The 20,333-nt window shown below is 63.5% G+C and carries 18 protein-coding genes; 10 read left to right on the top strand and 8 right to left on the bottom strand.

Translation table 11 applies throughout. The features are described from left to right. The first annotated feature begins 103 nt into the window (after nucleotides 1–103). Nucleotides 104–1,144, top strand: coding sequence for an LD-carboxypeptidase (locus tag QMX78_RS00005; protein ID WP_282265352.1), 1,041 nt, complete (start codon nucleotides 104–106; stop codon nucleotides 1,142–1,144). 49 nt (nucleotides 1,145–1,193) lie between these two features. Here the strand turns inward: QMX78_RS00005 and QMX78_RS00010 are convergent, their stop codons facing one another. Further along, nucleotides 1,194–2,168 carry a hypothetical protein gene (locus QMX78_RS00010; protein WP_282265354.1) on the bottom strand — a complete coding sequence of 325 codons (975 nt, stop codon included), beginning with the start codon at nucleotides 2,166–2,168 and terminating at the stop codon, nucleotides 1,194–1,196. 204 nt (nucleotides 2,169–2,372) lie between these two features. Here QMX78_RS00010 and QMX78_RS00015 point away from each other — a divergent pair, with 204 nt between their 5' ends. Together QMX78_RS00015 and QMX78_RS00020 are read left to right on the top strand one after the other, a co-directional pair. Continuing rightward, on the top strand, nucleotides 2,373–3,332 hold the full coding sequence (locus QMX78_RS00015; protein WP_282265356.1) for an MBL fold metallo-hydrolase: 960 nt from the start codon (nucleotides 2,373–2,375) through the stop codon (nucleotides 3,330–3,332). Nucleotides 3,333–3,379: 47 nt separating this feature from the next. Then, a complete protein-coding gene (locus QMX78_RS00020; RefSeq protein ID WP_282265358.1) occupies nucleotides 3,380–3,730 on the top strand; it encodes a hypothetical protein in 351 nt (116 codons plus the stop codon). 168 nt (nucleotides 3,731–3,898) lie between these two features. On the opposite strand, the gene QMX78_RS00025 is transcribed toward QMX78_RS00020, so the two are convergent. Then, entirely contained in the window at nucleotides 3,899–4,789 is an 891-nt protein-coding gene (locus QMX78_RS00025) for a sensor domain-containing diguanylate cyclase (protein WP_282265360.1), read from the bottom strand. A 594-nt stretch (nucleotides 4,790–5,383) separates the two neighbouring features. Here QMX78_RS00025 and QMX78_RS00030 point away from each other — a divergent pair. From QMX78_RS00030 to QMX78_RS00040, 3 genes are all read left to right on the top strand, one after another. Continuing rightward, nucleotides 5,384–6,268 carry an acyltransferase gene (locus QMX78_RS00030; RefSeq protein WP_282265362.1) on the top strand — a complete coding sequence of 295 codons (885 nt, stop codon included), beginning with the start codon at nucleotides 5,384–5,386 and terminating at the stop codon, nucleotides 6,266–6,268. A 181-nt stretch (nucleotides 6,269–6,449) separates the two neighbouring features. Beyond that, entirely contained in the window at nucleotides 6,450–7,373 is a 924-nt protein-coding gene (locus tag QMX78_RS00035; RefSeq protein WP_282265365.1) for a M14 family metallocarboxypeptidase, read from the top strand. Between the two features lie 247 nt (nucleotides 7,374–7,620). Continuing rightward, the gene (locus tag QMX78_RS00040; RefSeq protein ID WP_282265367.1) at nucleotides 7,621–8,373 is read left to right on the top strand and encodes a transporter; all 753 of its coding nucleotides are present in this window, start codon (nucleotides 7,621–7,623) and stop codon (nucleotides 8,371–8,373) included. A 9-nt stretch (nucleotides 8,374–8,382) separates the two neighbouring features. Here the strand turns inward: QMX78_RS00040 and QMX78_RS00045 are convergent, their stop codons facing one another. Together QMX78_RS00045 and QMX78_RS00050 are read right to left on the bottom strand one after the other, a co-directional pair. Further along, nucleotides 8,383–9,522 (bottom strand): hypothetical protein, encoded by a 1,140-nt coding sequence (locus QMX78_RS00045; RefSeq protein WP_282265369.1) that lies wholly within the window; start codon nucleotides 9,520–9,522, stop codon nucleotides 8,383–8,385. A 106-nt stretch (nucleotides 9,523–9,628) separates the two neighbouring features. Then, nucleotides 9,629–10,534 carry a LysR family transcriptional regulator ArgP gene (locus tag QMX78_RS00050; RefSeq protein WP_282265371.1) on the bottom strand — a complete coding sequence of 302 codons (906 nt, stop codon included), beginning with the start codon at nucleotides 10,532–10,534 and terminating at the stop codon, nucleotides 9,629–9,631. A 133-nt stretch (nucleotides 10,535–10,667) separates the two neighbouring features. Between QMX78_RS00050 and QMX78_RS00055 the strand changes: the two genes are divergently transcribed. Then, the gene (locus tag QMX78_RS00055) at nucleotides 10,668–11,303 is read left to right on the top strand and encodes a LysE family transporter (RefSeq protein WP_282265376.1); all 636 of its coding nucleotides are present in this window, start codon (nucleotides 10,668–10,670) and stop codon (nucleotides 11,301–11,303) included. Nucleotides 11,304–11,504: 201 nt separating this feature from the next. On the opposite strand, the gene QMX78_RS00060 is transcribed toward QMX78_RS00055, so the two are convergent. Together QMX78_RS00060 and QMX78_RS00065 are read right to left on the bottom strand one after the other, a co-directional pair. After that, nucleotides 11,505–14,240 carry an EAL domain-containing protein gene (locus QMX78_RS00060; protein ID WP_282265378.1) on the bottom strand — a complete coding sequence of 912 codons (2,736 nt, stop codon included), beginning with the start codon at nucleotides 14,238–14,240 and terminating at the stop codon, nucleotides 11,505–11,507. 326 nt (nucleotides 14,241–14,566) lie between these two features. Further along, entirely contained in the window at nucleotides 14,567–15,334 is a 768-nt protein-coding gene (locus QMX78_RS00065) for a prolyl oligopeptidase family serine peptidase (RefSeq protein WP_282265493.1), read from the bottom strand. A 144-nt stretch (nucleotides 15,335–15,478) separates the two neighbouring features. Between QMX78_RS00065 and QMX78_RS00070 the strand changes: the two genes are divergently transcribed. Continuing rightward, nucleotides 15,479–15,769, top strand: coding sequence for a DUF5640 domain-containing protein (locus QMX78_RS00070; RefSeq protein WP_282265380.1), 291 nt, complete (start codon nucleotides 15,479–15,481; stop codon nucleotides 15,767–15,769). Between the two features lie 143 nt (nucleotides 15,770–15,912). Here the strand turns inward: QMX78_RS00070 and QMX78_RS00075 are convergent, their stop codons facing one another. Then, nucleotides 15,913–16,863, bottom strand: coding sequence for an IclR family transcriptional regulator (locus QMX78_RS00075; RefSeq protein WP_343239131.1), 951 nt, complete (start codon nucleotides 16,861–16,863; stop codon nucleotides 15,913–15,915). A gap of 143 nt (nucleotides 16,864–17,006) precedes the next feature. Here QMX78_RS00075 and QMX78_RS00080 point away from each other — a divergent pair, with 143 nt between their 5' ends. Both QMX78_RS00080 and QMX78_RS00085 read left to right on the top strand, forming a co-directional pair. Continuing rightward, entirely contained in the window at nucleotides 17,007–17,219 is a 213-nt protein-coding gene (locus tag QMX78_RS00080) for a hypothetical protein (RefSeq protein WP_282265382.1), read from the top strand. A 376-nt stretch (nucleotides 17,220–17,595) separates the two neighbouring features. Further along, nucleotides 17,596–18,654, top strand: a complete 1,059-nt coding sequence (locus tag QMX78_RS00085) for an HDOD domain-containing protein (protein ID WP_282265384.1) — start codon at nucleotides 17,596–17,598, stop codon at nucleotides 18,652–18,654. 85 nt (nucleotides 18,655–18,739) lie between these two features. Here QMX78_RS00085 and QMX78_RS00090 read toward each other — a convergent pair whose 3' ends face one another. Continuing rightward, a complete protein-coding gene (locus QMX78_RS00090; RefSeq protein WP_282265386.1) occupies nucleotides 18,740–20,311 on the bottom strand; it encodes a phospholipase D family protein in 1,572 nt (523 codons plus the stop codon). Nucleotides 20,312–20,333: the final 22 nt, after the last annotated feature.

Genomic DNA, 20,333 nt, shown 5'->3' on the forward strand with positions numbered 1-20,333 from the left:
GCCGGGGCCTTACCGGTAGAGCCCCAGCCGAGCATGGCTCGGCTCTACAGGCGCTGCGGCGCGCTGCTACTCTTGGGGCGACATCCCGGTAACAGGTAGCAACATGGATCGACGTCGTTTCATTGGCGGTACGGCATTGGCGGCGGCCTTGCCGCTGATCGGCATGCAGGGCGCATTGGCGGCCGCGCGCGGGCAGCTGCTGGCAGCCGGGCTCAACAAAGGCGACACGGTGGGGCTGGTCAGCCCGTCCTCGGCCAGCAGCGAGCGGCTGAGCCTGCAGTTGGCGCGCGAGGCGATGGAAGCACTGGGCTTTGTGGTCAAGACCGGCGCGCATTACGCCGCGCGTCATGGCCATCTGGCTGGCACCGATGCCGAACGCGCCGGCGATCTCAATGCCATGTTCGGCGACAAGCAGGTCAAGGCCATCATCTGTGTGCGCGGTGGTTCTGGCGCCGCACGGCTGTTACCGCTGCTCGACTACGACCGGATCCGCGCCAATCCCAAGGTGTTGCTCGGCTATTCGGACATTACCGCGCTGCATTGCGCGATCCAGGCCAAGACCGGGCTCGTGACCTTCCACGGCCAGATCGGCGCAGGCAGCTGGAATCGCTTCAACGTCGATCAGTTCGATCGGCTGTTCTTCAAGCGCGAGCTGATGCAGTACCAGAACCGCAGCGAGAGCGATGACGAACTGGTGCCGCGCGACAACCGTACGCTGACCATCCGCGGTGGCAAGGCGGAAGGAGAGTTGATCGGCGGCAACCTGACCGTGCTCACTGCACTGGCCGGCTCGCCTTATCTGCCGGATTTCACGGGCAAGATCCTGTTCCTGGAGGACGTGGCCGAAGCGCCGTATCGCATCGACCGCATGTTCAGCACCTTGAAGCTGATGGGCGCGCTGGACAAGATCAACGGCTTCATCTTCGGTGAGTGCACCGATTGTTCGCCGGGTGACGGCTATGGGTCCTTGACCCTGGACCAGATCTTCGATGACTACATCCTGCCTTTGAAGATTTCGGCCTACCGCGGCGCGATGATCGGCCACATCAAGGAGCAGTTCATCGTGCCGGTCGGCGGCAAGGTCGAGATGGACGCCGACGCCGGGACCTTCCGTCTGCTGGCGCCCGTGCTGAGCGGGGCGTGATGCGCACGACGACGTGGCGCGGTGCGCGCACGTCGTCCTTGCACCGGCCTTACTCTTCTTCGTCGCCCTGCGCGTCCTCGTCGTCATCCTCATCCTCGGGCGACAACCACCAGGCATGGCCGTCCTCGCGCACCGGCTGCGGACACTCGCGGGTTTCGATTGCGTCCAGATGACGGCCGCTGCCGCCGGCAACCCAATCCTTCAACAGCTTCTCGACGGATAGCCGGCTCTGTGCCGCAACGCCGAGGTTGCGCTCACGCTGCCATGCCGTGTCTTCATCCGGCTTCGCGGCATGGCTGTGCGGCGCGCTGTAACTGCAACGCAGGCAGTAATGGCGGATGCTGCGGGTCCAATCCTCGGCATAGCCAATGCCGGGGGCGCTGGCGCGCAGCAACGCGTCGATGTCGTCGACGCTGTCCGCGCGCACGAACACCACGAAGGTCTGGAACCCTGACGGTTCCAGTCGCTCCAGTTCGTTGAATACATGCACCTCGCGCTCGCCATCGAAGCGTGCGCCGGTGGGGGCGCCGTCGTGCAGCACGATGTCACCGAAGCGGTGGCCGCTTTCCGGCAGTGGCACGTTGAGGATGCGTGCGCGCACCGGGTCGATGCGGCGCATGAACACCGTTTCGCCGGTGCTCCAGGGATTCAAACGCACCACGGCGACGCCGAAGTTGCCGTCGATGGGGCCATCCCCTTCGGGCAGGGTGATATCGCAGGCGGCCCATAGTTCGCGCACTGTCGTCCATTGGCCAAGGCCGGTCGCCGCGATGGCCGCGTTCCAGTGCTGGGCCTGGCTGAACTCTTCCGCCAACGCGATTGCCTGCAGGTTGTCACGCAAGGAACCGGCCCATTCCATCTGGTACTTCAATACCAGCCCGCGCATGTAGTGATAGAACGGGTTGTCCGGATGGTGCTGCAACAACAGGTCGAAATCCCGGGTGGCGCTCTGCAGTTCGCCATCATCGACGGCGAGGTAGGCCCGGTTGTGGATGCTTTCTAGATCAGGCTGTTCGGAAGTCATTGCGGGCAGTGGTATTGGGAGGATGGATGATCGCATGCGTGCCATATGCTGCGCAGGCGGGTACGGGATGCGACCGGCAGTTGCGCGCTTTAACGTGCGGATAACAGCGGTATTGCCAGCATCGTCCGCAATGCGCGTTCGTGCTTTGAGTGTTGGCGGTATCGTGCGTGGCGGTTTTCATCCATGGCTTGCTGGAGCAGCGCAATGAACGACAAAGGTTTGAAGTACATGACATTGGTGGTGGCGATCGCGCTGGCAACGACTGGCTGCGGGAAGCCAGCAACGCCAGGTGGCGCGACCACCGCAGCCCCCCCGGCGACGACGCCGGCCACGGACCCGTCATCGCAAGGCACCCAGCAACCCTTGAAGGTGGAAGTGTTCAATCCCGGCGCGGACGCCATCTTTGCGGTGTCCTCGGAGCTGCTGACCGGTGCCAGCGATGCGGTGCTGGTCGATGCGCAGTTCTCCACCGGCGATGCGGCCAAGCTGGTGGAGAAGATCAAGGCGTCAGGCAAGAAGCTGACCACGATCTACATCAGCCACGGTGATCCGGACTACTACTTCGGCCTGGAGACCTTGCATGCTGCATTCCCCGATGCGCAGATCCTGGCTACTCCGCAAACCATCGCGCATATCCAGGCCAGCAAGGATGAGAAGCTGAAGATCTGGGGGCCACAGCTGGGCGCCAATGCGCCCAAACAGTTGCTGGTGCCTTCCCCCCTGCAGGGCAACAGCCTGCAGTTGGAGGGGCAGGAGTTGAAGGTGATCGGCCTGGACGGCGCCAGCCCGCAGCGCACGGCCTTGTGGGTGCCATCGATCAGTACGGTGATGGGCGGTGTGCTGGTGGATGCCGGTTCGCACGTGTTCATGGCCGACACGCAGACGCCGCAGTCGCGTCAGGATTGGCTGGCCGCGCTGCAGCAGATCAAGGACCTGGCGCCGGCGCGGGTGATTCCCGGTCACTATGCCGAAGGTGCGCCACAGGACCTGGCAGCGGTTGAGTTCACCGCCAACTACATCCGCGCCTTCGATGAGGAAGCGGCAAAAGCCAAGGATTCGGGCGCGCTGATTGCGGCGATGAAGCAGCGCTATCCGGGCCTGCCAGGTGAAGCATCGTTGGAACTCAGTGCCAAGGTGGCCAAGGGCGAAATGCCCTGGAAGTAACGGCGTGATGCAGAATCGGAGCGATATCAACTTCATGGAAGATCATTTTGAAAAGTCGATTTTTTGCTGTTCTCATCACCGGCGTCCTGGTTGCAGGTAGCGGCGTGGCCAAGGAAGCCATTCGATTGGACGCGTCTTCCGATGCGGCGGCGGAGTCCAGTTGGGAACGGATGGTCGAGTCAGTCAGTGCTGCGAAAAAGCAGAAGCTCCTGGTCGCCATGCTTCAGATCAATCTGGAGGGTGTGAATTCTGCCCACGAGGTGGTGGGCGATCCGGAATTGCAACGCTTTGGTATTGCCAGGGTGAAGGACAGGGTCGCCGGGCTGGATGCTGATGAGATCATTGCGTTGGGAGGTCGGGCCTCCAGCGGCGGGGTCCGGATCCAGTCAGTCGAGTAGCGTCCAGTCACGTATGCAGCTGGAACCCATTCCATGCACAGTTTGGGTTCCGGGAACGTTGCGTTCATGCTGCAAGCCGGTTCGTCATCCCCCGCCGGATGGCCGTTGGGATGCCGATGTCATCGCTGCTCCACGCACACTGCGTCGGTCCTGGAAGAACGGCCTGGATCAGGAAATCGGGTTGGAGGCGCGATCCGCGGCAGAGTTGGCAAGGCGTTTCTTCGCCTTGGCGGCATACATGGCGGCATCGGCATGGCGCAGCAGGGCATCGGCGTCATTGCCGTCGGCGGGGAAGCAGGCCACGCCCACGCTGGCGTCTATCTGTGGCGTGTCGCTGCCCAGGCTCTGCAGCAAGGCCAGCCGCGCACGCAGGGCTGTGGCGATATTCAGGGCGTCGCTGGGGCTGGCGCAGGCCGGCAGCACGGCAACGAATTCGTCGCCGCCGACGCGGGCGATCAGGTCGTTCTGCCGCAGGCCGTCGCGCAGCTGGCGGGCGGCATCACGCAGCAGACGATCACCGGCCTCATGCCCGTAGCGGTCGTTGGCGGCCTTGAAGCCATCCAGGTCGATGTAGAGCAGTGCCAGCCCGCTGCCATCACGCCCCGCACGCTCCAGTGCCGCTTCCAGCTCGCGCCGCAGGTGGTAGCGGTTGGGCAGGCCGGTCAATGTGTCATGGCTGGCCAGGTGCTCCAGCTGTCGTTCGATCCCACGCAGGGCGGTTACCTCATGGCCGACGCCGATGCGGATGCCGTATTCCGGCAGCCATTTGGCCGACCATTGGATGTCGACCACGCTGCCGTCCTTGCGGATGTAGCGGTTGCGGAAGTTGGAGCGTGGCCGGCCTTCCATCACGTCCAGTGCCGACTGCTCGGTGGCGGCGCGGTCTTCCGGATGTACCAGATCCATGATCTGTCGGCCTTTGGCCTCTGCAGGGGTGTAACCGAAGATAGTCTCGAAAGCAGCATTGACCATCAGCAGCTCGCCATCGGGGGCAACCATGCACACTGCGTCGGGTAGCAGATCCAGGACTTCGCCGAGCGGCGGCAACTTGAAGGGCATGGGCAATACGACAAATACGAAGGCTGGGATTATGCCGCGTCCAGATTACTGCGTATGTCGGGGCGCGACCCACTCTGATCGGCACGCAGCTACTCCAAGGACAGGGGAGGCGACTGACCGTTGATGACGGATAAATCCTGAATGCGCGGAGCAAATGGCACGGCTGCCTGCCCCGTCCGATTCGCTGGCGTGCTGACCGATGCGCCGGGCGGCCAAGCCTGGCAGCTGCCAAGCCCTCCTGTCAGGCACTCGCCACGGCGTTGACGGCGCTTGGGACGGGACCGCCATCGATCCGCACTTCCGCAAGCGCATGCGGCTTCGGCAGGGGGCAGCCGATCCGCCGCCGGCCGTTGCAGGCATCTGGGTCTGGGGCATTTCCAACCGTGGCAGTCCACCGGATGCCGTTGCTGGAGGCGGACTCCAAGGCATCGAGCGGTGCGGGACCGGCAACTTCCAGCGGCCGGAAATGGCGGTGATTGCCGGGCATTGCGCGATGTTGCCGGGTCCTGCCAGCCGTTCGAGATGAAACCTGACGCGACGGTTTTGCTACCCTGTGCTTCTTTGGGTTCTGGGGTTGCTCCCCGCGGTTACTCCATGGTGTGGTTGCGTGTAGCTCTGATTTTTCCGTTGATCGTGGTCAATACGCTGGCCCATTGCCTGCCGTTGTTCGTGGTGGCGTTGTTCAAGGCGGTACTGCCGCTGAAGTCGGTGCGCCGCGCCTGCAATCCGCTGCTGACCGGGCTGGCTGAAAGCTGGATCGCGGTGAACAGTGCAATGATCCATGCGTTCACCGCGACCCGGTTTACGGTCAGTGGTACCGAGGGCCTGGAGCGCGATGGGCATTACCTGGTGCTGGCCAACCACCAGAGCTGGGTCGACATCCTGGTGCTACAGAAAGTATTCAACCGTCGCATCCCGCTGCTGCGCTTCTTCCTGAAGCGCTCACTGTTCTGGGTGCCGGTGCTGGGCCTGGCTTGGTGGGCGCTGGATTTCCCCTTCATGGGCCGCTACAGCCGCAAGCAGATCGCCAAGAACCCGGAGCTGGGGCGGCGCGACATGGAAGTGACGCGCAAGGCCTGCGAGAAGTTCGCCAGCATTCCGGTGTCGGTGATGAACTTCGTCGAAGGCACCCGCTTCACGGCTGCCAAGCACGCCGCGCAGACCTCGCCGTTCAAGCACCTGCTCAAGCCAAAGTCCGGCGGTGTGGCCTTCGTGCTGGACGCGATGGGCAAGGGCCTGCATGCCTTGCTGGACGTGACCATTGTCTATCCGAAGGGCATTCCTTCGATGATGGACCTGATGGCCAACCGCCTGCCGGAGGTGAAGGTGCTGGTGCGCAAGCTGCCGATCCCCGCCGAGTTCATCGGCCGCAACTACCAGGAAGACCGCAACTTCCGAGCCCAGTTCCAGCAATGGATGAACGGCTTGTGGTTGCAGAAGGATGAGGACATCGCCCGTCTGCTCGAGAACAAGGCCTGATTGATACCGATCGGTTTTGCAGCAAACTCTCGGTTTCTGTTGTGGGAGCGGCGTATGCCGCGAAGCTGACATTGCTGGGATGCAGGACATTCATGCAACCTGAGCTTGTTCCAGCTTCGCGGCTTACGCCGCTCCTACGGTGTAAAGTGCGCGCCAACATCCGTATTGAAGAGACCTGCGCATGAGCATTGATGCCGCTTTCTATCCCATTGGTACCCCTGGCCAGGCCTGGGGCGCACCGGAGCGCGCACAGTGGCTGGCCCAGCAGAAAGTGCAGCGCTGCTATGCCGAAGAAGTGCTGGTCAAGATCGACGCGCTGCGTGATCGGTTTGAGGTGACGCAATACGGCGAGCTGGATTACCCGTCGGGCCGCTACCCGCTGTTCGCGATCCGCAGCCAGAACTGGGACGAGGCCTTGCCGGTGATGTTGGTCACCGGTGGCGTACACGGCTATGAGACCAGTGGTGTGCAGGGCGCGCTGCAGTTCGTCGACCAGCATGCGGACAGCTATGCAGGCCGCTGCAACCTGCTGGTCGCCCCCTGCGTCAGTCCGTGGGGGTATGAGCGTATCCAGCGCTGGAATGCCTTGGCGCTGGACCCGAATCGCTCTTTCGTGGATAACAGCCCGGCACAGGAATCGGCGGCGCTGATTGCCTTGGTCGCCCCCGTGCAGGGGCGTGTGCTGATGCATATCGACCTGCACGAAACCACCGACACCGACGAAACCGAGTTCCGTCCGGCGCTGGCCGCGCGCGACGGCAAGCCGTTCGAGCCGGGCGAGATTCCTGACGGCTTCTATCTGGTGGATGACACCGAGAACCGCCAGCCGCAGTTCCAGCAGGCGGTGAATGCCGAAGTGGCCAAGGTGACCCATCTTGCCCCGGCCGACGAGCGCGGTGAGATCATCGGTTCCAAGGTGGTGGCCGAAGGCGTGATCGAGTACCCGCTCAAGGCCCTCGGCCTGTGCGCCAGCGTCAGCGGTGCGCGCTACACGACCACCACCGAAGTCTATCCGGACAGTGCCAAGGCGACCCCGCAGCAGTGCAATGACGCCCAGGTGGCGGCGGTGATTGGCGCCGTGGATTACGCGCTCGCGCATCGCTGAGGTCTTGGCTCGGCAGATTTGCTGAAAGCCCACCCGACGCAAGCGGGTGGGCTTTTCATTTGTGGCCTCACCACCAGCCAAAGTGGCGTCCCCGGAACATCCGTAGCCCGGGCAAGCGAAGTGCACCCGGGAGGCACGCGCTGCAAGAGCTTCCCGGGCCATCGCGCACCGTTGCACCTTCTGCGCATGCCGGTAGCGCCCATGATCTTTCACATCGCCACCCAGCCACGTATGGAACATGGCGGGCATGAGAACCTCGCCCCTGCTGCTTGCAGTGCTCGCCCTGGCCAGCGCCCAGGCCCTGGCCGAAGACGCGCCGGAATTCGACCGTCCTGGCATCGGCTTTTCCACCAGTACGGTCGGCAAGCGCGTCGTTGTCTGGGAGCAGGGCTTGCCCGATGCCAGCCGCGATCGCAGTGATGACCTGACCACCACCACATGGACCGCAGACACGCTGTTGCGCGTCGGGCTTGCCGATACGCTGGAGTTGCAGCTCGGCGCAGATAGCTGGAGCGGGCTGCGGCAGCGCGGCCCCGGTATTCGTGTGCAGGACAGCGGTGGCGGCGACGGCAGCGCGGCACTCAAGTGGGCACCAGCGCTGGCCAACGAACAGCTATCAATGGCTTTCAAAGCAGGGGCCAGCCTGCCTTGGGGCAGGGCGCCGCTGGGTGATGCGGGGCACGCCTACGACCTGGGCGTGACGGTGGCATGGGCGCTGCCGCGCGACAGCAGCCTGGCGTTCTACATCGACCGGCAATGGGGCGATGGTGGCAATGGCTGGTTGTTCTCGCCCAGCTATGGTTTCGCCTTGCGGCCGCAGTTGTCGGCCTATGTCGAAGCCGGCTATGGCACCGGCGCGCAGTACATGCGTGCGGCCGGTGCCGGTGTGACGTGGATGGTGGGCCCGCACGTGCAACTGGATGCATCGTTCCTGCGCGGGCTGGATGCCGACACCACCGATTGGCAAGGCGGCGTCGGCGTATCGATGTCCTTCGATTGAGAGCGTGGTTCAGCGATTGACTGCAGGGCCGTACACGCCGCTGTAGCCGGCTGCGCAAGTGCTAGTGCAGTCGCTGGTGAGCATGTTGCGCACGATCAGGCCGGCATTGTTCTTCGAGCGGAAATGGCCGACGCCGCTGCTGGTGTCGCCGCCACCGAAGTTGTACGGGCTGCCGTCGCTCCAATCCCAGTCGAAGCTGTAGGCGCTGCTGCCTGCGCCGATGTCGACCTGCGCGTAGACATTGGTGGCGCTGTTGAACAGTGCGCCATCGGCGCAGCCGCCGCTGTAGCTGGTGGTGAAGCAATGCACCTGGTCACGCGAGCCGGCGGTGATGGTGTAGAAACGGATGCCGGTGTACGTGGCCGGGAACGTGCGCAGGCTGCCGCTGCCGCTGGCGGTCCAGCGGTTGTAACCGTAATAGGCAACGCCGGTGCTCGGGTACAGGCCGAAGGTGTAGTAGTTGTACGGGAAGACATAGGCCTCGGCGTTGCAGGTGGGCGCCAGGGTCGACTGATAACCGGTGCTGCGGCAGGTCTGCAGGCCGCGCAACCCGCCAGCGATGTTGATGAAGCGGCGCACGCTGCCTTGGTTGGCGTTGTACTTGATCGAGGCCAGGGCCATGGTCGCGCCCAACGAGTGGGTCACGATGTCGACCTGGCTCTTGCCGGTATAGGCCTTGACCTTGTCGATGAAGGTCTTGATCGTCTGATAGGTGGCCGGTGCGTGGTAGTTGTACTGTGGCGCCGCGCGCTCGCTGGCGCTGAGGTAGGTGATGCCGAACAGTTCGCAGTCGTTGTAGCCGGCAGCCTTCAGTTCGGCGTAGATCGAGCGCGGCGGGGTGCTGTAGCCGGCGACTGCGCCGGCTGGCATGTCGAAACTGATGGCGCTGTCGCCATTGCCGTGAATGAACACCACCGGAGTCTTGCTGGCGGTACAGCTGCCGCCGCCAAAGCCGCCCTGGCCGACACCGGGATTGAACCCGCCAGCGTATTGGTTCGCCGTGCCGGTGCAGGTGTAACCGTTGTTGCTGCCGCACTCCAGGGCCTTGGCGCTGGTGGGTGCCAGCATCAGCATGGCGCCCGCCAACGGCGCGGCCAAGGCGCTGAGCAGCCACGAGGAAATGACGGGGACAGATCGCTTGCTCGACATCTGGCGGCTCCGGTAGGTGTGCGGGTTGATCCATGCAGGATCCGCCCGGGCCGCCGGGGCAGGCAGTGTCCTTTAGGGAAACTTGCAGTGCAGCACAGGCCCCGCGTTATCTGCGCTTGCGTATCAGCATGGCCGAGGCCTGCAGGATGGCGCGGGTCAGCAAGGCCATGGTTTTGACCTCGCCCTTCCAGTGCTGCCAGTACAACGGCACGTCTTCCCAGGCGCGCGCCTTGACGTAGACCAAGCGCCCGCTCTCCAGGTGCCGGCGCACCAGTGGCAGCGGGTTCATGGTCCAGCCCAGTCCGCCGAGGTTGGCGTGGACGAAGGCGCGGGTGGAGGGGATCCACCAGGTCGGCGCATTGTGCGGCTGTTCGACCCCGGCCAGACGGCGTGCATAGCGGGCCTGCATGTCGTCCTTGCGGTTGAATACCAACACCGGTGCCTGCGCCAGCGCCTGTGCGGTCACGCCCTTGGCGAAATGCCTGGCATGGAATTCGGGGGTGCAGGTGGCGGCGTAGCGCATGCTGCCCAGCGCATGGATCTGGCAGCCCTGCACCGGCTCGGACAAGGTGGTGACCGCCCCCATCACCGCACCCTGGCGCAGCAGGGCAACGGTGTGGTCCTGGTCTTCGGTATGCAGGTCCAGGGTGGTGGAGGTGCTATGGGAGAAGTTCTGCACCGCCTCCGGGAACCAGGTTTCCATGCTGTCGTGGTTGACCGCCACCGGGATGCTGGCGCGTGGCAGCTCGGCGTCGCTGAGGCCGATGCGCTCGAAGGCGTCGCGCTCGAGCAGCGCGGTCTGTTCGGCCAGCTGTACCAGCACCTGGCCCTCCGCTGTTGCCTCGGTGGGAATGGTGCGCTTGATCAGCAGTTTGCCGACCCTGTCCTCCAGCGCCTTGATCCGCTGCGATACCGCCGAGGCGGTGACGTTCAGCGACAGCGCCGCGCGTTCGAAGCTGCCTTCGCGGATGACGGCGGCCAGTGCCCGCAACTGGGCATGATCGATGCGCATATTAAGTTCTGCTAATGATGGTTAACGAAGTTTAGTTCTACTTTTCCTTGCTGCATTGCGACAATTACCGCGTCCGGACGTACCGGTGGGTTCTCCCGCTGCGTCCTTCCCCCAAGTAGCAAGGTTTTTCCTCATGTTTTCGGTTATTTCCGCCCAAGCTGCCGGCAGTGCCTGGCTCAGTGGTGCCGGTATCGGTATCGGTCTGTTCGCCATCGTCGGCGCGCAGAGTGCGTTCATCCTGCGCCAGGGGATCATGCGCCAGCACGTGATTCCGATCATTGCCACCTGTTTCGCCATCGATGCGGTGTTCATCATGGCCAGCGTGGCCGGCCTGCGGCAGCTGACCGCTCAGCTGCCGTGGCTGACCACCGTCCTGCTGTGGGGCGGTGTTGCCTTCCTGACCTGGTATGCGGCGCAGTCGGCGCGGCGTGCGGTGGCCGGTGGCGGTGGCATGAAGCTGGATGACAACGGCGAGCAGTCGTTGCGTGCAGCCTTGATGGCGGCGGCTGGTTTCTCGATCATCAACCCGCATTTCTGGCTGGACATGATGGTCATTGGTTCGATTGCCGACAACTTCGGCGAGTCGCGCATGGCGTTCGCCATCGGCGTGGTGACCGCCAGCGGTGTGTGGCTGACGGTGCAGGGCCTGGGTGCGCGGATGCTGGCGCCGTTGTTCACCAAGCCCTCCACCTGGCGCATTCTGGACGGCACCATCGCCGTGATCCTCAGCGTGCTGGCCTTGACCCTGGCAATCCGCGGGGTCAACTGAGGTCAGGCGTCGTCCGGCCGGTTTGGGTGCGGCCGGGTCATACCCGGACCCGGCCGGATCGACGCTTTGGTAGTCGCGTCAATATTGCCCGGGCAAGTGAAACACACCCGGCAGCAGAAACCTGCCGTTTTTCCAGACTGACCGGCAACAGGTCCGGGTACGTTGTGCATACCCGGGCTGCGGCCTTGCAAGCGTTGGCGGCTAGGTGGCCGGGTTCCAGCGTGCCGGCCACTGGAGAATGAAGTCCTCCACCTTTGCCAACGGCATTGGTCGTCCAAACACATAGCCCTGGCCCTCGGCACAGTGCTCTTCCTTCAGCTGGTCCAGTTGCGCCTGGGTTTCGACACCTTCGATGGTGGTGCTGATGCCCAGCTTTTCGCACAGGTGCGATACAGCGCCGATGATGGCGCTGCCCTGGCTTTGTTCACCCAGGTCGCGGACGAAGGACTTGTCGATCTTGACCTTGTCGAACGGGAACGCGCGCAGGTAGCCGAGCGAGGAGTAGCCGGTGCCGAAGTCGTCCATCACGATCGATACGCCGGCCTTCTTCAGTTGCAGTAGCTGTGCAGACGCGGCCTCGATGTTGGTGATCAGTGCGTTCTCGGTGATCTCCAGTTCCAGCCGTGCCGGCGCCAGCCCGGTTTCTGCCAATACCTGCTCGACGCCTTCCGCCAGATCGGGCTGGGCCAGCTGCGATACCGACAGGTTCACCGCGATCTTCATCTGCTCCGGCCACTGGCTGGCATCCCGGGCGGCCTGGCGCAGCACCCACGCGCCCAGCGGCAGCATCATGCCGATGTCTTCAGCCAAGGCGAGGAACTCACTGGGTTCAAGCAGGCCACGTTGCGGGTGATTCCAGCGCAGCAGCGCTTCAAAACCGGCGACCTGGCGCAGGCGCAGGTCCACCAGCGGCTGGTAGTGCAGCTCAAACTGCTGTTGCTGCAGGGCCGCGCGCAGTTCGGTCTCCAGCTGCCGGCGACGCTGCATGCGCGTATCCATTTCCGCCTCGAAGAAACGGTAGCAGCTGCGGCCCTCGTCCTTGGCCCGGTACAGGGCCAGATCGGCGTTGCGCATCAAGGTGTCGGCAGCGTTGGCCTGGTTGTCGATCAGGACGATGCCGATGCTGGTGCTGATGGCGAACTGGTGGTTCTCCAGTTCGACACTGCGGCCCAGTTCTTCCACCAACCGCGCAGCCAGCGTGGCGGCGGCTTCAGGCATGCGGCTTTCCGATGCCATCAGGATGGCAAACTCGTCGCCCCCCAGTCGCGCGACCAGGTCATTGCCGCGTACGCAGCCGAGGATGCGCTGGGCGACTTCCTGCAGCAGGCGGTCGCCGGTGGGGTGGCCGAGGCTGTCGTTGACGTCCTTGAAGCGGTCCAGGTCGAGCAGCAACAAGGCGCTGTTGTGTCCACGACGGGCGGCGATCAAGGCCTGGTCGAGCTTCTCGAACAGCATGGTGCGATTTGGCAATGCGGTCAGCGGATCGTGCTGGGCAAGGTAGGCAATGCGAGCCTGCGCCTGCCGTCGCGCGTCCACGTCCTCCAGCACGCCGGCCCAACTGCTCAGGCTGTGGCCGATGCGGGCACCGCGCGCGCGTAACCAGCGCCACTTCCCGTACAGATCCAGTACCCGGAACTCCACGTCCAGCGAGGCCGCTTTGGTGGCGGTGAAACTCTGCTCCAATGCGATTTCTATCTGTGGCAGGTCGTCTTCGTTGACACGGCGCAGCCAGCCCTTGCCGAGCGCATGGTCATCAGGTTGGCCGGTCAGCTCGCGCCAACCGGTGGCCGAAAGCACCGTTCCATTGCGATCGGATTGCCACAGCACCAGAGCGCCGGCCTCGGCAACGGCGCGGTAACGCTGCTCGCTGGCCTTGAGGTCACGGGCCAGGGCGCGCGCTTCATCGGCGCTCTTCTTCAATGCATCGACAGTGCCGTTGAGGCTGCTCTGCAGGCTGCGCACTTCGCGGATGTTGGACGGGTGTGGATCGGGCAGGGGGGCGAGATTGTCGACGACGCCATGACTGCGCTGGACCAGGGCGCGGATCGGCAGCAGGATGCTGCGGGCGATGGCGTTGGCCCAAAGCAGGGCGATCACGGCTGCGACGATGCCACCGAGAATGATCCCGAGCAGCGGTTGTAGCCAGCGGGCCTGGAAGCTCTGTTGTGGTTCTCCCACCACCAGCGTCCATCCCGGTGCAGCCTGCAATCTGTGGAAGGCGAAGATCACCGGCGTGCCTTCCTTGCTGCTGGCATCGATCAGCCCGTGTTGACCGCTGCTGCGCTGCAGCGTCTGCCAGTCAGGCACTTGCTTGCCGATGTAACGTTCCGGCGAAAGCGACCGAGCGGCAATGACGCCATTGTTATCGACGACCGCAGCCAGCAGCTGCTGGTCGTTGCCGCTGCCCATGATGCTGGCGATCAGGCGATTGGAGGGCTGCACCATGGTCAGGACACGGGTGCCACCGGTATCACCGAAGGGCAGGGCAATGGTGACTTCCGGGGTGTTGGTGATGGCGTTGGTGAACAGATCCGAGACCTGCGCCCTGCCTTCGCGGCGTGCGTCGTACAGCAGGCCTGATGGCAACGTGCGGGCCTGCTCGCTGTCATCCTGGATCAAGCGGATATCCGGGTTGGCGCGTGCCCATGCCTGCAGCTCAGGGGCTGTTTCCTGCAGCTGTGGTGCGAGCGAGGACAGCAGACGCAGCTGGTTGATGTTGTCCTCGATACCCTGGTCAACACCACGGGCAAGGGCGATGGCGGTTTCCTGCAGGCGTTGTTCGGAGCTGTGGCGGTAATCGCGGGCGGCGTTCCAGACGGCGAAGGCGCCGATCACCAGCAATGGCAGCAGGGTCGCAAGGATCAGCAGGTGCAGGCGGGAATGCAGGCCACGGGTACGCGCCAAGGTGTGCTGCGCCGCCGATGCAGTAGTTGCCAAGCCTCAGTCTCCGGTTTCCGTTGTGGCGTTGTGCAGAGGGCAGCCAAGCCCGAATGGCGGCCGTGGGCGGCGTGGCGCTGTTATGGCACGAACCCGGTAAGGTTGGAAAGTACGCGTGGAACCCAAGGCGGGGGCTGTGCAGTGGCCCCCCACTGTCCAATTCCCGCCGTGCAGGGCAGGTGTAGGCATCAGGGATGGATGCGTGATTGTGATCACGCTATCGCATCGCTCTTGCAGCCGAAGGCTGTCGCATCGTCCGCCGAGGCTGCAAACGATGCGGGCGGGGTCGTTCCCGGTTCCAGTTGCATGCGGTATTGGCGCCGCTGTCAGGGGCGCTTCTGGCTCCACATCCATTCCCACATCGCGGGGTTGCGATAGGTGGCATCCCAGGCGTTGTGCTGGACGTCCGGGTACTCGGTGTAACGGAAGCCTGCATCCATCTGCCGGCTGGCGGCAACGATCGCGCGATCATCGGTGGTCGGCACCAGTCCATCGAGGGCGCCATGGAATATCCAGGTGGGTACATGGCGCAGGCGGCTGACGACGCTTTGATAGGGGGCGGCGACATTGGCTACCTGGTCCACCACCAGTCCGGGTCGGTCGGCACGCGGTGCTCGCAGCGCGCCGCAGATCGGCACCAGTGCGGCGAATTGGTCCGGCCGGGTCAGGGCCAGTTCCCAGCTGCCATAGCCGCCCATCGAGATACCCGTCAGATAGATACGCTGTGGATCGGCAGTGAACTCCTTGCTGGCCGCCTCCAGGACCGCCAGCGCCATGCGCGCGTTGCGTCCGCGCCATTCTTCGTCCTCCGGCACCTGGGGGAACACCACCAGGGCCGGGAAGGTGTCCATGTTCTGGGTGAGCCAGGGGCCAATCCCGGCCAAGGTAGGCTTGAGTCCGTCGTCGCCACGCTCACCGGAGCCATGCAGGAACAGCACCAGTGGTCGCGGGCCGGGTGGTGTGGCGCTAGTGGCAGGCACAAACACCTGGTAGTGGAACTGACGACCCTCGAAATCGAGCTGCCGCGCGACGAACTGCCCCTTGGCCGGCGCCGTGCTGGTGGTTGAAGGCAGGCTGTTGCAGCCCATGAGCATACCCAGCAGACATAGCGACATCAGGATGCGGCCCATTGCAATCGGCTCCATGGCGGAAGCCCACAGACTAGCCTGATTTCGCGTGTGTCAGAATGCTTGTGGATACACCGCCGTGGCGGTCTGTGCTTTTATTGGGGGTTGTGGATGAAGAAGTTGCTGATCGTTGCGTTGGCAACCTTGCTGGCTGCCTGCAGCCAGGGCCTGAGTGGCACCTGGGACGATGGCATGGGGATGGTCAGTTACACATTCGACTCCGACGGCAAGGTCACGGTTGAAACGCTGGGCAAGGCACAGCAAAGCCGCTATACCCGTGACGGCAATGCCTTGAAGGTTGCAGTGCCCGGCAGCGAAGCGCAGTCGGTGGAGTTCACCATCAACGAGGATGGCTCGCTGCAAGGCCCGATGGGCGTGCGTCTGCACAAGCAGAAGAAGTGAGGCATCCCCGGCGGATTGGTCTGTGCTGATGTTCCCAGCTCAGCAGCGCGCCTGTGGCTGAGCTGGAAACATCGGGCCCTCAGGGTCGCGGCGGCCGACGTTCCCGGCATCAGCGGATGCCCCGGGAATGTACTGAAACGTGCTCATGAGGCCTGCAGGAAGCCTTCGATCTCGCGCGCGGCTTTTCCTACCTGTGCGCTCAGCGACGCTTTCATATCTGCTGGCAATACCGAGCGCGGGACCATGATGCTGATCGAGGCCAGCACCTTGCCGCCACCGTCACGCAACGGGTAGGCCACCGTCGAGACGCCGGGTTGGTAGAACGATTCGCTGATGGCGTGACCGCGTGCATTGTCGTTGCCCAGCAGCTCGACCAGCTCCTTTGGTGTTTTTGGCCCCTGTTCGGAGGTGAGCGCAAATGCCGATTCCGGATACAGCGCACCCAGTTCCTGCTCGGGCATCGTCATCAACAGCACGCGGCCTGTCGCAGTGCAATGTGCGGGTCGACGTGTGCCGACGCTGACGCCTGAAGGGAGTTCGCCGATGGCGCTGGCGTGGGCCACATAGATGACCTCGCGTCCATCCAGCACGCTCAGCTGGGCTGAGTGGCTGGTGATGTCACGTAACCGCTGAATGATGGGTTGCCCGATCTGCACGATGTCCATCGATGACAGGTAGTCAAAGCCCAGTCGCAGAATGCTGATGCCGAGGTTGTAGCCACCGCTTGCGCTGTTGCGATCCAGGAAGCGCATCTGTTCCAGCGTCTGTACGGCGCGGTAGACCGATGCCTTGGGCATGCCGGTGCGCTGGCAGACCTGGGTGAAGCTCAGTTCGCCACGTTGCCGTCCAAACAGCAGCAACATGTTCAGGCCCCTCTCCAATGCCGGCACCATGTAGCGATTGGGTTCTTTTGCTGTTGTTGCTTGGGGTGTCGACATATGTGTCCTCCCTTGGGTTGTAGGCAAGGCCGTCGATGGCGGACAGGTGCGCCCGCTGCGGGATACGAAAGGGCTGACCGCTGGTATATCGGATGCCGTCGATGTCGGCAGGGGATTGCACCCGCCGCACAGGGCATGCGTTGTCATATGGAGCATGGCGGCCGTCAGGGACGGATTCGGGGTTTGCTGCCGGGCCAGCCTCGGTGTGATTGGTGTTGCGCGGAGGTCGTTGGCGCTCAGTGCACGTGGCACCGATCGCAGAGTTTCTGATCTCCTTTTCGGGCGCCTTGGCCGTGTAGATGCATTCGTTACGTATCTTCGGTTATGCAGATGGCTTTCTGATGGACGCCTTTGCGTTCAAGGTTGGTGAGGTTGGGGTTTTATGTTTGAAACTAAAAGTATTTTTTGAAGTTGCAACCAAACATAGCAGCGTCAAAGGGGCTGGCAATCAGGAAAGCTGCCATTCGCGTGTGCTGTTATTCACAGATCCGGCATTCGGAGCGACTTGTTGATTGAGTGAAATGGCGTGCTCGCATGCTGATTGCTTGCCGAGATTCGAAATCGTTTAGTTGGTGAAACTTTTGGGGGTTTATTCGCCTGCCTGTGCCCGTGGAAGGCGGTGATGAATTGCCTGTAGCAGGTGCGTAGTATTTCGATGTCGAATGCCATGTGGGCTTGTGTGCTGCATGAGAGCTTTCTGGTTTGAATGAATGCTCGGTTTGTATGCCATCTGGAAATCATTGGGTTTCGTCATGTTTCCCCAGGGGCATTCCCGGGGCGGGGGGATTTGGTCCAGGTGTGTGCTGATCTTGCGGAACAAAATTAAAGGAATCCCTGTGTCTGCCGATATGATTGGCAGCTCTCCGCTTGGACCTTTCTGTATTTGTCATGGTGATCATCTCGGCGGTTTTTGCGGCAGTGCTTGCCGGGGGTCTGGTCTGGCTCTGGCAGCGGAGCAGTGGCGATGCGACACGCCCACAACGCCAGTTTCGTGTGTCGCCGACGCTGAGCGCGACAACCGACGAGGACGCTGCGGTCGCCGTCAGCGTGGATGATCTGCAGCGGCGCTTCCTGCTCAGCGCGCTGGGCGCCGCTGATACGCCGGCCGATGCGCTGCGCGTACAGCGTGCGGTGCTGGATGATGTGGTTACAGCGCTGAGCCGCGCGGACCTGTCCTCGCGCTACACGCCGCGCCGACCAAACCTGCTGCCGCAGCTGATCCAGAGCGTGAATGACAGTGCTGCTTCGTCTCGCTCCATCGCCCGCATCATCGGCAGTGATGCGGTACTGGCGGCAACGCTGCTGCGTATCGCCAACAGTTCCCTGTATCGCCTGCAGCGGCAGGACATCCAAAGCATCGAGCGGGCGGTGACGCTGATAGGCAATGATGGCATCCGTCAGATCATTTCCGCCGCGTTGGTGCAGCCGGTCATGGAGTCGGCCAGCGGCGTTGATGCCGAGTTTTCGCGCTTGCTCTGGGATTACACATTGCGGGTATCGCTGGCCGCTGCCGACCATGCGCGCAGCGTGGAACGCGAGGATGGCTTTGCTGCGCAGTTGGCTGGCCTGCTGCTGGGCCTGAGCGCTGCGATGGCGATGCAGGCCGCCGCCGATGTCCTGGCCCGGCCGCCGCTGCGGGTGCGTGAGCCGGGTACCTTGTTGGAGGTGCTGGAGCGCTGCAGCGCGCCGACCGCGGTGCGGATTGCCGGACATTGGAAGTTGTCGGCGCCGATCGTGCAGGCACTGGAACAGGTGGATGTGCCGGCTGCTGGTGGTTTGGCGCGTTCGTTGCAGGTTGGGCAACTGGCCGCCAGCGCGGCGATGCTGCATGCGCAGGGTCTGATGAGCGAGGCGGAGGCCAATGCGGCGCTCGCCAGCCAGATGCCCGAACATGTGGCGGCGTGGTTGTGGAAGCGGATGACGCAGGCAGACGGCGCATTGGAGTGAGGTTGTCCGCGCCTGGATGCGGCGCGGTCAGAGTCTGTATCCGGAGGGGCAATGAAATACCGCCCCGAAATGCCGGCTGCGCAGGCTAGAGCTGTGACTCCAATGGCAGCCAGCTGATCATCTGGGTGCTGGCGCGTAGCATCAGTCCGGTGTCCGGTTCGGTGCGCAGGCTGATCGGCGGTGTGCTGGCCCGATCCAGCCAACGCAATTCGTGGTCCCTGTTCAAGTACACCCAGTAACTCAACTCGGCACTGGACAGGCGCAGGTATTCCTCGCGCAGCCGCGCGGCCAGCACCGGGTCATCGAACAGCGCGCCCATTTCGGTATTGAGGTAGGCCGAGCGCGGGTCGAGGTTGAACGAGCCGACGAAGCCGCGGCGGTCATCCACCACGAAGGCTTTGGTGTGCAGGCTGGCGCCACTGCTGCCGAAGGTGGATGCCTTCTCGATGTGCCCACGGGCCTTGAGTTCGTACAGCTGCACGCCGCCGGCCAGCAACGGGCGGCGGTAATGCATGTAGCCGCTGTGCACGGCGGCTACGTCGTTGGCCGCCAGCGAGTTGGTGATGATGCCGACCTGCACGCCGTTCTCGGCCTGCTGTATCAAGCCCTTGGTGCCGACCGCACCGGGCACGAAGTAAGGCGAGATCAGCAGTGATTTGTGTTCAGCGCTGCCCAGTACCTCGACCAGCCGGGTGAACAGCCATTGGCTGCTGTCGCCGCCAACGGGCTTGCGAGGGGGATCGGAGTGGATGCTCACGCCATCGGTCCAATGCAGGTCCAGCTGCTTGCTTAGATAGGCATCGGTGAAATGCGCTCGCACGCGCTGCAGATAAGGTTCGGCTTCCTGTTGGCGGGCGTCCAGCTCGGCCTGGCTGATGAAGTTGGCCATCTGCTGGTCGGTGCTGTAATGCAGGGCTGCAATCGGCACCACGGCGTCGCTGTTCCAGAAGTCATCGAATACCGTGCTGGCTTCGCTGGCGACCGGACCGGCGAGCAGCAGGTCGAGGTCGCGGAAATTCACGTCCGGGCGTGCATCGAAGTATTCCGCGCCGATATTGCGGCCGCCGACGATGGCGACGCGGCCATCGGCGATCCACGCCTTGTTGTGCATGCGGTGGTTGATGCTGAAAACCCGCTGCACCATTTCGACCAGGCGCCACAGGCCATCGCGGTTGCGGAAGGGGTTGTACAGGCGGATCTCGATGTTGGGGTGGTTGTCCAGCGCCAGCATCTGTGGGTCCAGGCCGGCGGCGTTCATGTCATCCAGCAACAGACGCACGCGCACGCCGCGGTCGGCGGCCTGGTAGACGTCATGTGCAAGCAGGTGGCCGAGCATGTCGTCGTGCCACATGTAGTACTGCAGGTCCAGGCTGCGTCCGGCCTGGCGGGTGATGATGGAGCGTGCGGCGTAGGCTTCGAGCCCGTCGGAGAGGTAAACCGCGCCGCTTTTGCCCGGATGTTCGGCCAGCAGCGGTTGCAGTTGGCGGTCGATCAAGGTTTGTTGTGGCTGCAGCGGCAGGGTCTGCGAAGGCGCGCCGACCGCCTTCGGGGTGAGGTGGTCACCCAGCAGCAGGCCGCTGCCTATCAACAGCAGCACAAAGGCCAGCAGATAGGCCAGGAACCGCAGCAGGCGTCTGGGGCGATGCTTGTTTTCCATGGGCGCATCCTAGCGGTGTTCG

The organism is Stenotrophomonas sp. PS02298, assembly GCF_029959445.1.
Lineage (GTDB): Bacteria > Pseudomonadota > Gammaproteobacteria > Xanthomonadales > Xanthomonadaceae > Stenotrophomonas.

Excerpts from the sequence above, each read along its gene's own strand:
- QMX78_RS00005 (WP_282265352.1), top strand. The coding sequence starts at position 104 with ATGGATCGACGTCGTTTCATTGGCGGTACGGCATTGGCGGCGGCCTTG.
- QMX78_RS00010 (WP_282265354.1), bottom strand. The coding sequence starts at position 2,168 with ATGACTTCCGAACAGCCTGATCTAGAAAGCATCCACAACCGGGCCTAC.
- QMX78_RS00015 (WP_282265356.1), top strand. The coding sequence starts at position 2,373 with ATGAACGACAAAGGTTTGAAGTACATGACATTGGTGGTGGCGATCGCG.
- QMX78_RS00025 (WP_282265360.1), bottom strand. The coding sequence starts at position 4,789 with ATGCCCTTCAAGTTGCCGCCGCTCGGCGAAGTCCTGGATCTGCTACCC.
- QMX78_RS00030 (WP_282265362.1), top strand. The coding sequence starts at position 5,384 with ATGGTGTGGTTGCGTGTAGCTCTGATTTTTCCGTTGATCGTGGTCAAT.
- QMX78_RS00035 (WP_282265365.1), top strand. The coding sequence starts at position 6,450 with ATGAGCATTGATGCCGCTTTCTATCCCATTGGTACCCCTGGCCAGGCC.
- QMX78_RS00040 (WP_282265367.1), top strand. The coding sequence starts at position 7,621 with ATGAGAACCTCGCCCCTGCTGCTTGCAGTGCTCGCCCTGGCCAGCGCC.
- QMX78_RS00045 (WP_282265369.1), bottom strand. The coding sequence starts at position 9,522 with ATGTCGAGCAAGCGATCTGTCCCCGTCATTTCCTCGTGGCTGCTCAGC.
- QMX78_RS00050 (WP_282265371.1), bottom strand. The coding sequence starts at position 10,534 with ATGCGCATCGATCATGCCCAGTTGCGGGCACTGGCCGCCGTCATCCGC.
- QMX78_RS00055 (WP_282265376.1), top strand. The coding sequence starts at position 10,668 with ATGTTTTCGGTTATTTCCGCCCAAGCTGCCGGCAGTGCCTGGCTCAGT.
- QMX78_RS00065 (WP_282265493.1), bottom strand. The coding sequence starts at position 15,334 with ATGCTCATGGGCTGCAACAGCCTGCCTTCAACCACCAGCACGGCGCCG.
- QMX78_RS00070 (WP_282265380.1), top strand. The coding sequence starts at position 15,479 with ATGAAGAAGTTGCTGATCGTTGCGTTGGCAACCTTGCTGGCTGCCTGC.
- QMX78_RS00075 (WP_343239131.1), bottom strand. The coding sequence starts at position 16,863 with ATGCTCCATATGACAACGCATGCCCTGTGCGGCGGGTGCAATCCCCTG.
- QMX78_RS00080 (WP_282265382.1), top strand. The coding sequence starts at position 17,007 with ATGCATTCGTTACGTATCTTCGGTTATGCAGATGGCTTTCTGATGGAC.
- QMX78_RS00085 (WP_282265384.1), top strand. The coding sequence starts at position 17,596 with ATGGTGATCATCTCGGCGGTTTTTGCGGCAGTGCTTGCCGGGGGTCTG.
- QMX78_RS00090 (WP_282265386.1), bottom strand. The coding sequence starts at position 20,311 with ATGGAAAACAAGCATCGCCCCAGACGCCTGCTGCGGTTCCTGGCCTAT.